The following is a 13,699-nucleotide window of genomic DNA, read 5'->3' on the forward strand; positions in this document are numbered from 1 at the left end:
AAATCATAATAAAACAAAGAAAGATGAATCTATTTTCCAAATTATTCGGAAAAAAGGAGAGGGAGGAATCAATAGGTGCCGACCAACGATCCGTGGAAGAGTTTGTGTCGTTGATACGCGTGTATTATCAAGCTGTTATGGCTGTCAACCTGGGTATAACCAACCTGAATATGTTGCCTGACCTGGGTCTTTTCAAACGCATGTTGAAAATCCCGACCCAAAACAATAAACCCGGACTGGCGGAGAAGTCGCGGGTACGTAAAGTATTGATGCAGGATTATGGCTTGTCTGAAACATTCTTCAAAGAGATCGATGCTTCGATAAAGAAAAACTGTAAATCACAGCAACAGGTACAATCTTATTTCTTTCAATTCCAGGGCTTCTGTAGCAGTTTGTTCTCACTGTTGGAAAATCTGATGAAATGGAAGTTCCGTTTTTCTATGTTGGTGAAGAAGTTGTTGTATAGCCAAACAGAAAAAACGATTCATGAGATCATGAGTAAATCGGAATGGAAAGAAGTCAGCGATCAAAAGGCCGCCTGGAGCATCCGTAAATATGCAGAGACCTTAGGTTATTCTGAACAATGGATCATCGACTTTGTATACAACGTGGTCTTATTGGCCAAAGAAGATGCCAAACGAGACCGAAAAGCGGATAAATGAGTGAGTCGATAGAAAAACATCCGTTGGGTTTCTTTTTGCCCCCTTGCACAAAACTATTGATGTTGGGTAGTTTTCCTCCGCCCCGGCAGCGCTGGTCGATGGATTTTTATTATCCGAATATCATCAATGATATGTGGAAGATATTCGGTTTACTTTTTTATATGGATAAAGATTATTTCCTGCAGTCGCCCAAAGCCTATAGTAAAGAGAAGGCAGTCGCTTTTTGTATGGAAAAAGGAATCGGACTGGGAGATACTGCCGTGGAGGTTATCCGTCAGAAAGCGAATGCCTCCGACAAATTCCTGGAGGTGGTAACCCCTTTCGATCCCTTGGCCGTTTTACAGCAAATTCCTGTTTGTGAGGCTATCGTTGTGACCGGGCAGAAGGCCATGGATACCCTTTTGTCGGTCGTACCCCAGGCAGAAGAGCCAGTGATCGGTTCTTTCACCGAATGTATATTGGCCGGTCGTACGATTAAACTTTTCAGGATGCCTTCTTCTTCCCGCGCTTATCCTTTGGCATTGGATAAAAAGGCGTCTGTCTACCGTACGATGTTTGAGACATTGAAGATGATATAAGCCTCTTGGCGTAAAGAGTGAAGAAGAAGGGCTGTTCCTGTAGGAGTTATTTTTTCTCTAATAAGGATTTGAGGAGTGCGGGATTGTCGGTAGTGATAAAATCGACTCCTTCGTTAATGAAGAAAGACATCATCTCTTCCGTGTTTACAGTCCATACGTTTGTTGTCAACCCCAATTCTTTGGCCTCTTTTATCCATCCGGGGTTCTTCTGGAGTACGTTGAACCGGTAATCCAATCCGCTGAAGCCGGCCTCTTTTAATTCTTGAGGACTAAGGTCTCCGTTCAGATAAACGACAGTCGCCTGCGGACAGAGATGTTTCAATTCTTTGCATACGTTCATGCTGAATGCGATATAATCGACCCGCTCTTCGAGGTCGAACAATTTTACCATGTCGACCACTTTGCGTACCAGGCGGTCTTCGTCGAAAAGGCGTCGGTGGCTTTTGATCTCCAGGACTAATTGCGTCTGAGGTAGCTTTTTCCCTAATTTCAGGTATTCTTCCAGTGTTGGTATCTTCTCCCCATTGGCAAGTGTTACGGTGCGCAGTTGTGCCAGGGTCGATTTTTGTACATTGAAACCCGGTATCGAATCGTCGTGGTTCACGACAGGTACTCCGTCGGCAGTCAGCCAGACATCAAATTCGGAACCATATATTCCTATCTCATGGGCTTTTTGTAAAGCCGCCAAGGTGTTTTGGGCAGAGCCTTCGGTTTTCCAGAATCCCCGGTGAGCAATGGCTTGGGTTTGTGCTTTTCCGTGACTGAGATAAATGCTAAAAAGGAGGAGTAAAAGAATTGTCTTTTTCATATGTGTACGTGTTTATGTGATAAAGCGATAAATATAGGGAAGAATTACCTGAATTCTAAAAGAAGTAAGGAGTTTTTGCTCCTTACTTCTTTGGGTTTAGATCTATTCTCTGTTTACATTTCCCAACCCGGGTTTTGTGCCAGGTCCGGATTCATGATGACTTCGGTGATAGGTATAGGGAATAAATAATCTCTGTTCTCATTCCACTTTTTCTTGATATTCGGATTGATCACGATATTTCCATAATTTCCCTTTTCGAGAATGATGTTGGTGCCGATCTCTAATACTTGGGATGCTCCCTGTAAGTCGGATGGTTTCTTCCCTTTTTCATGTATGCAGAGGTCGTTTTTACCGTCTCCATCCATATCATAGAATCCGGGGCCGGGGATATAGATACCCTTAAACTGACGTTCGAATTGTTTGCCGGCTTTCCAACGCATCATATCGTAATAACGGAGATTTTCCATTACCAGTTCGACTCGGCGTTCCCGTCTGATCTCCAGGATGACCCCTTTGTTGGCTCCCGAAACAAGCGGATATTGTGCTTCCATAAAAGGATCGGGTTTGGCATTGGCCTCTGCCATATTCAGGTTGGGCATACCTACGCGGTCGCGCAAGAGTTTGATCGTAATGTCAATGTCACCTTGTGTCAGTGTTCCTTTTTCAGCTTTGGCCTCGGCCAGGTTTAATAATACTTCTGCATACCGATAAATGATAAGGTCGTTTTCGTTCTTGTTATACATATCGTATTCTTTGGCACATACATATTTAATCGGTTGGTAGCCCGTTACGGTATATCCGAATTGAGGCACTTCGGGAGTGGTGCTGTTTACGCGTGTATAACCCGGTCCGCGTACTGTTTGGTACAAGCGGGGATCTCTGTTCTTCATTTCGTCGGCATAGAACATCTTATCATAATCTTTGATGTCTGTAAAACGACTGCCGTCGGCCATCAGATAGGATTCGATTAATTGTTTCTCCAGTCCGGGTTGTCCGTAAGAAGAGGTAAGTGTATAATAATTGCAGTTATGGAAAATCTGTAATTCGGCACTGTACCCACGGGCGGTAATGACTTCCTGCGCATTGGCGTTGATGCTTGCAAACAAATCCCGGTAAGCCACCTCTTTTCCACCTGTTGTATAGATGGAATAGGCTTTCCCTGCAACGAGAGCTTCACTGGCGGAGATCGATTCGTCTATGAATTTTTCCCATCCGGAGATGCCATGATACTTGCGATAAGTGCCTTCAAACAGGCAGAAGCGGCTTTTCAATGCTAATGCGGTCCATTTGGTTACTTCGTTTAACTTTTTGGTTGTTCCCAGATTTGCGATTGCATAGTTTATATCCACCAACATGGAATCCATCACCAGGATACGAGAGTCCCGTTTTTTATAAAGTTGTTCCTGGTCTGTTTCTCCAAAAACGTGTGAATACCAAGGCACATCGCCGAAGCGTTTCACCATATCGAAATAGAAATAAGCACGGAAGAAACGAGCAATACCGTCGTATTTCGCACGCACTTTGGCATCCGGACATTTATAAGAATTGTCCAGAAAGAAGTTTACCTTGCGCAGGTTGGTCCATGTCCATCCGGATCCGGTTGAGGCATCCCGTATTCCGGCAATTTCGTCTTCTAATCCTTGTTTGACAATGTTGTCGGCTCCTTCTGTATATAGGCTGGTTGCCGGAAAGAGGAACAACAAGGAATTGGTATATAACTTCAGTTCATTCTCGGTAGAGAAGAAAGTCTCCGGTGAAACTTTGTCTTTCGGATATTGATCCAACATATCGTCACAAGACTGGAAAGAGAAGGACGTTATGAGTAACGATATTAAAAATATATATTTTTTCATCTTATTCTAATTTTTATATAAATCATGTTGTATAAAATAGCTCCTGTTTAAAGCGTGATGTTAAGACCGAAAGAGATCGTTTTAGACAGCGGATATATACGTCCGTTGTCATTGGCATGAGCTTGTTCCGGATCTATATATTTGCCTCTGAAAGGGGTCCAATAGAGTAAGTTCTCACCACTGGCATATATACGCACCCTCTCGATCTTGATCTTGTTTGTGATATTGGATGGTATGGTGTAGCCAATAACCAGGTTCTTTAAACGTAAATACCCCAGGTCTTGCAGGTAACGGTCGTTCTTAACCGATAGCTGGCAGTTGCCGTCTAATGCGACATAGGCTCTGGGTTGTGGGAAATAAGCGTTTTTATTGTCTTCCGACCATACGTCTTTGTCGAAATCTTTAGGTATGAAGCTGTAATAAGGACGAGAATAGGGTCCCCAGAAACGGTCCATATTGGTTCCCGGATACATATCCCGGTGCATTACACCCTGGAAAAATATCGAGAAGTCGATCCCGTGCCAGCTGGCGTTTGCATTGAATCCGTAATTGTAGCGCGGAGTCGTATTACCAATGATTTCCAAGTCTCCATGATCTTCCAATGTGCTGGCTCCCGGATGTATTTTACCGTTACCATCTAAATCCCGGAACTTCACATCCCCACCTCTGGGTTTGCCCCATTCGCCCGGAGCTTTGTAGATACGGTTATTCACATAACGTTGGTTGACAACTTTATTCCACTCTGTTGCCTCTTCGTCAGACTGGAATAAACCATCTGTTCTGTATCCCCATATTTCCCCCATCTTTTTACCTTTGTAGTGATTGGAGATTAATCCTTTTTCGTTCGCATCGTATTGGGTGATTTCTGTTGTTGCGTCTCCGATAGAGAAAGACACTCCGTAATCAAGGGGTTTGCCACCTAGATTGACCTGGTCATTCCAGTTTAAGGTGATTTCGAATCCTTTGGTGCGTTGATCGCCTGCATTTTGTTGAGGAGAGCTGGCGCCAAATACATTGGGAACAGACAGACCGTTCACTAACATTCCTGTCGTATTACGTACATAATAATCTCCGGTGAAGCTCAGGCGGTTATTTAATACGGTGAAATCCAAACCGACATTCGTCGTGGTAGCCTTTTCCCATGTCAGGTTGTCTGAGATAGGAGCGGGGATCCCTACGTTATATGATTTTTGTCCATCGATTAACCAATCAGAAAGCGTGGCAGACATGGAGGAGATGTATGGGTAATAGTTGCTTTTGGTAACCTGATTCCCCAAGCTACCATAAGAAGCGCGTACTTTTAGGTTGTCAATAATTTTTTTAGCCGGAGCAAACCAGGCTTCTTCACTCATTCTCCATCCTGCGGAAACAGAAGGGAAGAAACCATATCGTTTGCCTGATTTGAATCGGGAAGTACCATCGTAGCGTCCGTTCACTTCTAAGAGATAGCGACTCTTATAGTCGTAGTTTAAACGGAAGAAAGCACCGAAGAGTTCATACTCATACTGATCGCCTGTGGCCAAGGCATCCCCTGTTCCCAGGTTCAGGTCGTTTAGCGTTGTAGAGATGAGATCGTATTTCTGTCCCATCAGGCGGTGGTGTTTTTTGTCTTCATAGTTGATACCGGCAGTAGCTCCGAAAGAATGATCTTTTATTATTTTGTTGTAGGTCAAATAGGCATTGGCAACATGCATTGGGTCATACCAAACTGTTTTTTTGTAATAGTCCGTATTGAAGTTCGGTATCTCTTGCATAACACCCGGTTTCACAGAATAATATTCTTTTCCCCGGCGATACCAGTCGTCTGCCATGTAGAATTGGAAAGAATAGTCTGCCTTGAATATAAGGTCTTTTGTGATGGTTGCCTCTAAAGCGATCATCTCTTTCAATTCATGTTGTCCTTTTTTCCCTTTAGAGACATCACTCAACAGGTTGGCAGCCCGGCCGTCAGCAATAGAATAGCTGTTTTTCATTGTGTTGTATGAGAATGTCCCGTCCGGGTTGACTGGTGCGTAACAAGGTAGAGCGTGTACGTTGGTGTTTTGCCAGTTTTCATTTGTCTCTCCTTCCATACCGGGGTAGGTGAACTTTCTATCATAGTATTGCACACTGTTTGTGATTTTCAACCAGGATGTAAGTTGTGCGCTTACTTTGGTAGAGATTGTGAATACTTCATTCTTTTCTGTATTCTTTCTTAGGAAACCCTCTTTTTGACTGTAACTAGCGGAGATCATATAGTTTACTTTGTCATTTCCTCCGGACAGGTTGATGCTGTGTGATTGTTGCGGAGCCCAGTCTTTGTACAGGTAATCCCACCAATCGTAGTTTCCATAATAATTATAGATATCCGTACCTTTATAAGGAGCCACGACTACCCAGGGGCGGTCTGGGTGTTCTGTTTTGTCATACCGGCGAGCTAATAGTTCGGCCATGTCTTGTTCCGTATAACCGGTATAGGTTCTTCCTGTGGCATTGCTAAAGGCTGCATCGTTTAATACTACGTAGTCATAACCGGTGGTCATGAAATCGGTAGAGACGGTAGGTTGGGAGTAGGCGGCATATCCGTCATAGGATATTTTCATTTTCCCACTTCTGGCTTGTTTGGTGGTGACAAGAATCACCCCGAAAGCACCTCGCGCTCCATAAATGGCGGAAGAGGCAGCGTCTTTTAATACGGATATCGATTCTACGTCTGCGGGGTTTAGGCGGTTTAGGCTACCGGGTACTCCGTCTACCAATACAAGCGGGTCACCTCCGTTGAGGGAACCTTCCCCGCGGATTTTCACACTTCCTCCCTGTCCCGGAGCTCCGGAAGAAGTGGTGATCTGCACATTAGGCATTACCCCTTGTAACATTTGTGTGACGGTGGTTACCGGGCGGTTTTCCAAATCTTTGGATGTAACCTGGCTTACTGCTCCGGTCAGGTTGACTTTCTTTTGGGTACCGTAACCAACGACCACCAGTTCTTCTAACATAAAAGAATCTTCTTTTAATTCGATATGTAGGGTAGAAGCATTTCCTACTTTGATCTCCTGGGCAGCATATCCAATGTATGTTACCTGAAGTATGGACGTGGCATTGACATTGATAGAAAAGGCTCCGTTGATATCGGTGATAGCTCCGTTGGTGGTTCCTTTTTCCATCACGTTCGCTCCAATGACAGGCTCTCCGTTTACATCGACTACTACGCCGGTTATTTTTTTGTTGTTTTGTTGACTGATTTCAGTCACAGGGCCGATGCGGTTGTTCTTGTTGTTGTCAACCGCCGATGCATACGATTGTAAGCCGAACAAACTGCTAAATGCTAAACAGACAGATGTGTAGGCAAAACGTGTAAATACATACCTTGGGATGAAGGTCTGTGTGTAAAGTTTTTTTACCATGATTAGATTAAATTAAATTTAAAAAATTAAATATCACTCGATTAATAAAGCTGGAAACGAAATGAGGGATCTGTTAAAATAGTTTTTGTTATAATTCTTTTTTATGTTTTCATTCCTGCTTTTTTTACGCTGCGAATGTAGGCAGGTGAAATTACAGAGGACAGACGATGTTGTTACGTTTCCGTTAAAGGCTCGAACAGGCATATCGTCTGTTGTGTGGCTGAATAGGACATGTGGTTTTCATAGAATCACTTTACAGAGAATCCCTTCCCTGTAAAGCGACGTATTGATTTTATTGGATGCCGATATACAGCCAAGCCGCCAATAAAGCTCCACAGACAGGGGCTATTACCGGGATCCAGGCATACGCCCAGTTGCTGTCTCTCTTCCCCTTGATGGGTAAGAGGGCATGTGCAATCCGGGGTCCCAGGTCACGGGCCGGGTTAATGGCATAACCTGTCGTTCCTCCCAATGACATGCCGATGGCTACAATGAGAATACCGACAGGCAGGGGACCGGCTATTTCGGCTCCCGAAACCATCAGAATACCAAAGACCAAGACGAAGGTTCCGATAACCTCGCTGATGAAGTTAGAGAAAAAGGCCTGAATAGCCGGACCGGTACAGAAGACACCCAGTTTGGCATCCGGATTTTCTTCCTTGTCGAAATGCGGTTTGTACATTGCGAAAACCAGGCAGGCTCCTGTTATCGCTCCTAAAAGCTGCGCGATAATATAACCCGCTATGTTTCCTTTGAACACCCCGGTCGCTGCCAAACCGATTGTGACGGCCGGATTCAGGTGGGCACCCGAATAGGGGGCGGAAATAAAAGCGGCAACAAATACAGCAAATCCCCAACCGAAAGAGATGACCCCCCAGCCTGCATTCTGGCCTAATGTTTTTGCCAACGACACATTGGCGCATACCCCGCTGCCTAAAAGGATGAGGATCGCTGTGCCGATAAATTCAAATAAAAGATCTTGCATCATAAGTTTAATAGTATTAGGAATGATAAGAGTTTGTTCAAGTATTTCAGATATAAGATGGGTTTTATTCTATTTAATCCATGCTTGTGACCGGTGTACGGCCTCCGACCATTTTTTCTTTTCCAAATGTGTGTCGAAGGAGGTGTCGGGATCGAACCGTGCTTCTACATACCATTGATCCTGCAGGTCTGCCATATTCCAGAATCCGACAGCCAGTCCCGCCAGATAAGCCGCACCCAACGCAGTCGTTTCTGTTATTTGAGGACGGATAACCGATTCTCCCAGGATGTTGCTCTGGAACTGCATCAACAGATTGTTTTGAGCTGCTCCTCCGTCTACCCGTAGTTCTTTCAAGCCGACGCCGGCATCCAATATCATGGCATGAACGACGTCCATCGTTTGATAAGCTATGCCTTCCAATGCGGCACGAGCTATATGTGCAGCCGTCGTACCGCGGGAAAGACCCACGATGGTTCCTCTGGCATATTGATCCCAGTAAGGAGCGCCTAAGCCGGTTAAGGCGGGTACAAAATAAACACCTCCGTTATCCTCTACTTCCAAGGCTAGTTTTTCTATCTCCGAAGAAGAATGTATAATTTTGAGTCCGTCTCTCAGCCATTGCACGATGGCTCCGGCAACGAATATGCTTCCTTCGAGGGCGTACGTGGTTTGACCGTTTATCTGCCAGGCCACTGTGCTTACCAGGTTGTTTTTCGACGACACCGGTTTGTTGCCTGTGTTCATCAGGATAAAACAGCCGGTCCCATAGGTGTTTTTGACCATGCCTTCTTCTACGCACATTTGTCCGAAGAGTGCAGCCTGTTGGTCTCCTACCAGGCTGGCGATAGGTACCTTGGTGGCAAAAAGAGTACTTTGGGTATGGCCGTATACTTCACTGGATTGGCGTACTTCCGGCAGTATGGCTTGGGGGATATCGAATAGTTCCAGTAACTCTTTGTCCCATTCCAAGGTGTGGATGTTGAACAACAAGGTACGTGAGGCGTTGGATACATCTGTTACATGTATTTCTCCTTTTGTCAACTGCCAGCTTAACCAGGTGTCAACTGTGCCGAAGGCAAGTTCTCCTTTTTCAGCCTTCTCCCGGGCACCTTTGACATTGTCCAGTATCCATTTTATTTTTGTTGCGCTGAAATACGCATCAATAATCAAACCTGTTTTCTCTTTTATATAAGGGAGGAGGCCTTTGTTTTTTAGTGAATCGCAATAATCGGAAGTTCTTCTGTCCTGCCACACGATCGCATTGTATACCGGTTCACCTGTTTTTCGATCCCAAATGATCGTCGTTTCCCGTTGATTGGTAATGCCTATCGCAGCAATATTGCTTCCGTTAATACCGATTTTGGTAATAGCTTCGGCAGCTACTGCGGCTTGTGAAGACCAGATCTCATGGGGATCATGTTCTACCCATCCCTCCTTGGGAAAGTATTGGGTGAACTCTTTTTGGGCGACTGATCGGATGATTCCGTGGCAATCAAATAGAATTGCCCGGGAGCTTGTCGTGCCGGCATCGAAAGATAAAATGTATTTTTTCATGATAACAGAGTTAATGAGATAAGAGTCAACTATTCATTCGTTTGTTTATAAGGTACTAATAAATAATTCTGTGCTAAAAGAGTGAATTCTTTTATTTGATTTTCTTCCCAAGAAGCGTCTTTGTCCATCTCGGTTGCCATTAAGGAAGCCACCTTTGGGGCGATGTCTATGGCGGCACGTGTGTCCAAGAAGAGTAGGCGCAGCCTCCGTGCCAGGACATCTTCTATGGTCATGGCCATCTCTTCGCGTACGGCCCAGATCACTTCTGCAGCGATATATTCGTATTCCGGGTGAAGAGGCTGACTCCATGTCTGGTCTTCATGCAACAGATCTAGTATTTTGTCAAAATCTGTGCCATAGACATATTGAAACTGCTTGCGGTCTACCTCTTTTTTGTATCCATGGACAGGTAGATCCCGGGTGATACATTTTCTGTATGTCAAGTTGCTGATAGAGATCGCTTTGTCAATGACTTCTTCGGCCATCTCCCGGTAGGTGGTCCATTTCCCTCCCGTGATTGTTATCAAGCCACTTGCAGAGGTTATTATTTTGTGTGATCTTGAAATTTCTTTAGTCTTCTTTTTGTCGCTGTCCTTTTTAGGTGCCGCCAAGGGTCTGAGTCCGGCAAAAACAGAAAGCACATCTTCTCTTTGCGGTTTCTTCTTCAGGTAATTGCCTGCTGTCTGAAGGATAAAGTCTATTTCCTCTTCCAATGCTTTGGGTTCCAGAGTGGACGCATTCAGGGGGGTGTCGGTGGTTCCCAATACGACTTTGTTATGCCAGGGCACGGCGAACATGACGCGCCCATCGTTTGTTTTAGGGATCATTAATGCCGTATCACCTCCTAAGAAGGAGTTGTCGACGACTAAATGTACCCCTTGGCTGGGGCGTACAATATCGCTTTTTCCGGGAGAGTCCAGGCGCATTATCTCATCCACAAAGACACCGGTTGCATTTATGATCGATTTCCCATAAAGAGTGAATGTCTGGCCGTTTAATTCGTCGCGCAGTTTTACTCCCGTTATTTTATGCGATTCATTTTTGATCAAGTCGATGACTTTGACGTAGTTGACTACGGTAGCCCCGTGTTCTGTGGCTGTTTGTAATAAGTTGATAGCCAGTCGGGAATCGTCGAATTGTCCGTCGTGATATACGACCCCGCCTTTTAATTCCTTCTCGCGGATCTGGGGGATATCCTGGATCACTTTTTGTTTGCGCAAAGGAAAAGAACGACCCAGCCCCCGTTTGCCGGCAAGCATATCGTACATTATCAGTCCGATCGTGTAAAAAGGTTTTTCCCACCATTTGTAATTGCCAATGATAAAACGTTGGTCTTTTACCAGGTGAGGAGCGTTTTTCCGCATGAAGCCTCGTTCACGCAAAGCGTCTGTTACCAGTCCGATATCTCCTTGGGCTAAATAGCGAACGCCACCGTGCACCAGTTTGGTACTTTTGCTGGAGGTCGACTTGGTGAAGTCTGCTTGTTCCAATAAGACTGTTTTGTATCCCCGGGATGCAGCGTCTACTGCGCAGCCTATGCCCGTGGCGCCACCGCCGATAATAATCGTGTCCCACGAGAGACTGTGGTCTGTGAGTGTTTGTATGTTTTGCTCCCGTTTCATTAGAAAGAATGGATAGATGGATTAAGTTAGTTTTGGACAAAAATAGAGATATAAATCATAAAACCAAAATATATCGAAACATTTTTTTTATTTAAAATGTAATTATTCGAAAGGTATCGAAGCTGTTTTCTTGTGTTTAAGCGGGATAAACCACCTATTTGTATGGTTTTTTTCCTTTTTTTCTTTTGTTTTCTTAAATAAATGGTTCTGTTTCATTATCTTTGTAAATAAATTAAGGTTATGGGTAGTATAGCAGAAAGACATAATTATATACTTGAACAGCTGAAACAAAAAGGCTATGTCAAAGTGCAGGAGTTAAGTAAAGAGCTCCAGGTTTCGGAAGTTACGATTCGAAAGGATTTGAAATATTTGGAAACGAAAAAGGTACTTGAGCGAAATCATGGAAGTGCGAGCAACCTGAAATCTCTCATTATCGATAAGCATATTGATGTCAAGGAAAAGTTACAGATGGAAGAGAAAAGCCGTATTGCTCAGGCAGCGAACGGTTTTATTGAACCCAATGATAAGATCATCATAGCATCCGGTACTACTTTATTAGCCTTTGCCAACGCCATCCATATAACCGATAATATAACCGTTATCACTTCTTCGGTCCGGGTTTCTTTGTCGTTATGTTACAATCCTTTCATTGAAATTGTTCAACTGGGGGGTATTATCCGGAAAAACTCAGTATCGGTAATCGGGCATTATGCAGAAAATACATTGAACAACCTGACCTGTAATAAACTGTTTATAGGAGTAGACGGGATTGATCTGGAATATGGGTTGACCACCAGTGATATGAATGAAGCAATCATCAACCAAAAGATGATCGATGTTTCGCAAAAGGTGATTGTGTTGACCGACTCTTCTAAATTTGGAAGAAGAGGATTCTGTAAGATCTGTGACCTGCATAAGGTACACCATATAATCACGGATACGAACGTCTCTGCCCATACGGTTGAAATGATCCGCGACAGGGGCATAGAGGTTACGCTGGTATAAAAGACCTGACAAAACAGAAAAACCGGTAGCCGTTCGCCTTGGGGCCAACGGCTACCGGTTTTTTCTGTTTCCATTTCTTACCTGTTTCGGTTTTTTTTAGGAGGGAGTATTTCCTTTTATTGTCACAACAACATATTCAGACCGGGTTCCGATCCGGAATTTCCCGCCCCAGATGCCTAAGCCGGAGCTTATGTAGAAATGGCTGTCTCCTTTTCAGGTATCCATGCGCTTTCTCAAATAAAGCCTGGGTGACCCAATTGATTGGCCATACTTGCCCGTTATGGGTATGGCCGGAGAATTGAAAATCTATTTTATATTTCTCCGCCTCTTCCAGGTGATAGGGTTGATGATCGAGTAATAATATCGGTAGGGAAGGATCCAGGGAGGCGGTCAGGGCCTCCATTGTTTTCCGTTGCGAATTGCTGCGGTCGTCTCTTCCGATGATATAAAAACGATGATCCACGCAAGCCACAGAGTCTCTTAATAAGGTCACGCCGGCGCTTTCTAAAAAGGCGCTGGCATTGACAGGATCTGCAATATATTCATGATTTCCCAATATGGCATATGTTCCGTATTTGCTTTTGATCTCTTTAAACACAGCTGCCATATCCTGTTCGTACAAGGGTTTGATGTTGTTGTCGGTAATATCCCCGGCAATAAGAACAAGGTCCGGGTTTTCCTGGTTTATAAGATCTACCCATCCTTTGAATTCCTCTTTGCCGATACTATAGCCCAGGTGGAGGTCGCTGATAGCTACGATCTTTAGTTCTCCTTGGGTGGTCATCGTTTTATTCAGGGGAAGTGTCAGTTCCACCCTGTCTTTGTGTAAGTACCGGTAATAGCCGCTGCCCAGAAGCAGGCAAGCGCAGATGAGTATAACACCCAATCCGCTCCCGTTGGCATACATGAATTTCTCAATCGGAAATAAGTGAGTCACCCGGATCAGATCACAAAATAGGAAAAAGAGTAAAAGATACATGAAAAGAATCAGCCAGGAAGTTCCTATTTTATAAAGGAAGGAAGTGATACCTGTAGGCAGATGTCCCCCCAGCCCCATACTTATAAAAGGAGAACTTATCAGAATGCATGCGATTACGATAAAAAGAAAACGTCCTATCAGGGAGTAAGGCATGAGGTGCCATAAGCGATAAAACACATACAAATTACCCCCGAATATTCCGGCGAGTATCAACATTATTGGAATGAATCTCATTAGGTGCGAATTAAATGTTAAAATTATAGAATAAGA

The 13,699-nt window shown here is 44.3% G+C and carries 10 protein-coding genes; 3 read left to right on the forward strand and 7 right to left on the reverse strand.

The features are described from left to right. Positions 1-23: 23 nt before the first annotated feature. Complete coding sequence (locus D0T51_RS07490; RefSeq protein ID WP_163727385.1) at positions 24-662, forward strand: hypothetical protein; 639 nt, start codon at positions 24-26, stop codon at positions 660-662. Then, positions 659-1,240: a uracil-DNA glycosylase family protein gene (locus D0T51_RS07495; RefSeq protein ID WP_163727387.1), complete on the forward strand. Its 582-nt coding sequence runs from the start codon at positions 659-661 to the stop codon at positions 1,238-1,240. Before D0T51_RS07490 ends, D0T51_RS07495 begins: the two co-directional genes overlap by 4 nt. 46 nt (positions 1,241-1,286) lie before the next feature. Here D0T51_RS07495 and D0T51_RS07500 read toward each other — a convergent pair whose 3' ends face one another. The 6 genes from D0T51_RS07500 to D0T51_RS07525 all read right to left on the reverse strand — a co-directional run bounded on the left by D0T51_RS07500 (position 1,287) and on the right by D0T51_RS07525 (position 11,445). Beyond that, a complete protein-coding gene (locus D0T51_RS07500) occupies positions 1,287-2,048 on the reverse strand; it encodes a glycerophosphodiester phosphodiesterase family protein (RefSeq protein WP_163727390.1) in 762 nt (253 codons plus the stop codon). A gap of 113 nt (positions 2,049-2,161) precedes the next feature. Beyond that, positions 2,162-3,901 carry a RagB/SusD family nutrient uptake outer membrane protein gene (locus tag D0T51_RS07505; protein WP_163727393.1) on the reverse strand — a complete coding sequence of 580 codons (1,740 nt, stop codon included), beginning with the start codon at positions 3,899-3,901 and terminating at the stop codon, positions 2,162-2,164. 47 nt (positions 3,902-3,948) lie between these two features. After that, entirely contained in the window at positions 3,949-7,284 is a 3,336-nt protein-coding gene (locus D0T51_RS07510; RefSeq protein ID WP_163727395.1) for a TonB-dependent receptor, read from the reverse strand. 292 nt (positions 7,285-7,576) lie between these two features. Next, positions 7,577-8,272, reverse strand: coding sequence for an MIP/aquaporin family protein (locus tag D0T51_RS07515; RefSeq protein WP_163727398.1), 696 nt, complete (start codon positions 8,270-8,272; stop codon positions 7,577-7,579). A gap of 66 nt (positions 8,273-8,338) precedes the next feature. Then, positions 8,339-9,823, reverse strand: coding sequence for a glycerol kinase GlpK (gene glpK / locus D0T51_RS07520; protein ID WP_203583344.1), 1,485 nt, complete (start codon positions 9,821-9,823; stop codon positions 8,339-8,341). A gap of 29 nt (positions 9,824-9,852) precedes the next feature. Then, positions 9,853-11,445, reverse strand: a complete 1,593-nt coding sequence (locus tag D0T51_RS07525) for a glycerol-3-phosphate dehydrogenase/oxidase (RefSeq protein ID WP_163727401.1) — start codon at positions 11,443-11,445, stop codon at positions 9,853-9,855. Between the two features lie 240 nt (positions 11,446-11,685). Between D0T51_RS07525 and D0T51_RS07530 the strand changes: the two genes are divergently transcribed. Beyond that, positions 11,686-12,450, forward strand: a complete 765-nt coding sequence (locus D0T51_RS07530; protein WP_163727404.1) for a DeoR/GlpR family DNA-binding transcription regulator — start codon at positions 11,686-11,688, stop codon at positions 12,448-12,450. Between the two features lie 136 nt (positions 12,451-12,586). Here D0T51_RS07530 and D0T51_RS07535 read toward each other — a convergent pair whose 3' ends face one another. Continuing rightward, positions 12,587-13,663 (reverse strand): metallophosphoesterase, encoded by a 1,077-nt coding sequence (locus D0T51_RS07535; protein ID WP_163727407.1) that lies wholly within the window; start codon positions 13,661-13,663, stop codon positions 12,587-12,589. Positions 13,664-13,699: the final 36 nt, after the last annotated feature.

Source organism: Parabacteroides sp. 52, assembly GCF_010500925.1.
Lineage (GTDB): Bacteria > Bacteroidota > Bacteroidia > Bacteroidales > Tannerellaceae > QVMG01.

Coding starts and splice junctions, on each gene's coding strand:
- D0T51_RS07515 (WP_163727398.1), bottom strand. CDS start 8,272: ATGATGCAAGATCTTTTATTTGAATTTATCGGCACAGCGATCCTCATC.
- D0T51_RS07505 (WP_163727393.1), bottom strand. CDS start 3,901: ATGAAAAAATATATATTTTTAATATCGTTACTCATAACGTCCTTCTCT.
- D0T51_RS07535 (WP_163727407.1), bottom strand. CDS start 13,663: ATGAGATTCATTCCAATAATGTTGATACTCGCCGGAATATTCGGGGGT.
- D0T51_RS07490 (WP_163727385.1), top strand. CDS start 24: ATGAATCTATTTTCCAAATTATTCGGAAAAAAGGAGAGGGAGGAATCA.
- D0T51_RS07530 (WP_163727404.1), top strand. CDS start 11,686: ATGGGTAGTATAGCAGAAAGACATAATTATATACTTGAACAGCTGAAA.
- glpK (WP_203583344.1), bottom strand. CDS start 9,823: ATGAAAAAATACATTTTATCTTTCGATGCCGGCACGACAAGCTCCCGG.
- D0T51_RS07510 (WP_163727395.1), bottom strand. CDS start 7,284: ATGGTAAAAAAACTTTACACACAGACCTTCATCCCAAGGTATGTATTT.
- D0T51_RS07500 (WP_163727390.1), bottom strand. CDS start 2,048: ATGAAAAAGACAATTCTTTTACTCCTCCTTTTTAGCATTTATCTCAGT.
- D0T51_RS07495 (WP_163727387.1), top strand. CDS start 659: ATGAGTGAGTCGATAGAAAAACATCCGTTGGGTTTCTTTTTGCCCCCT.
- D0T51_RS07525 (WP_163727401.1), bottom strand. CDS start 11,445: ATGAAACGGGAGCAAAACATACAAACACTCACAGACCACAGTCTCTCG.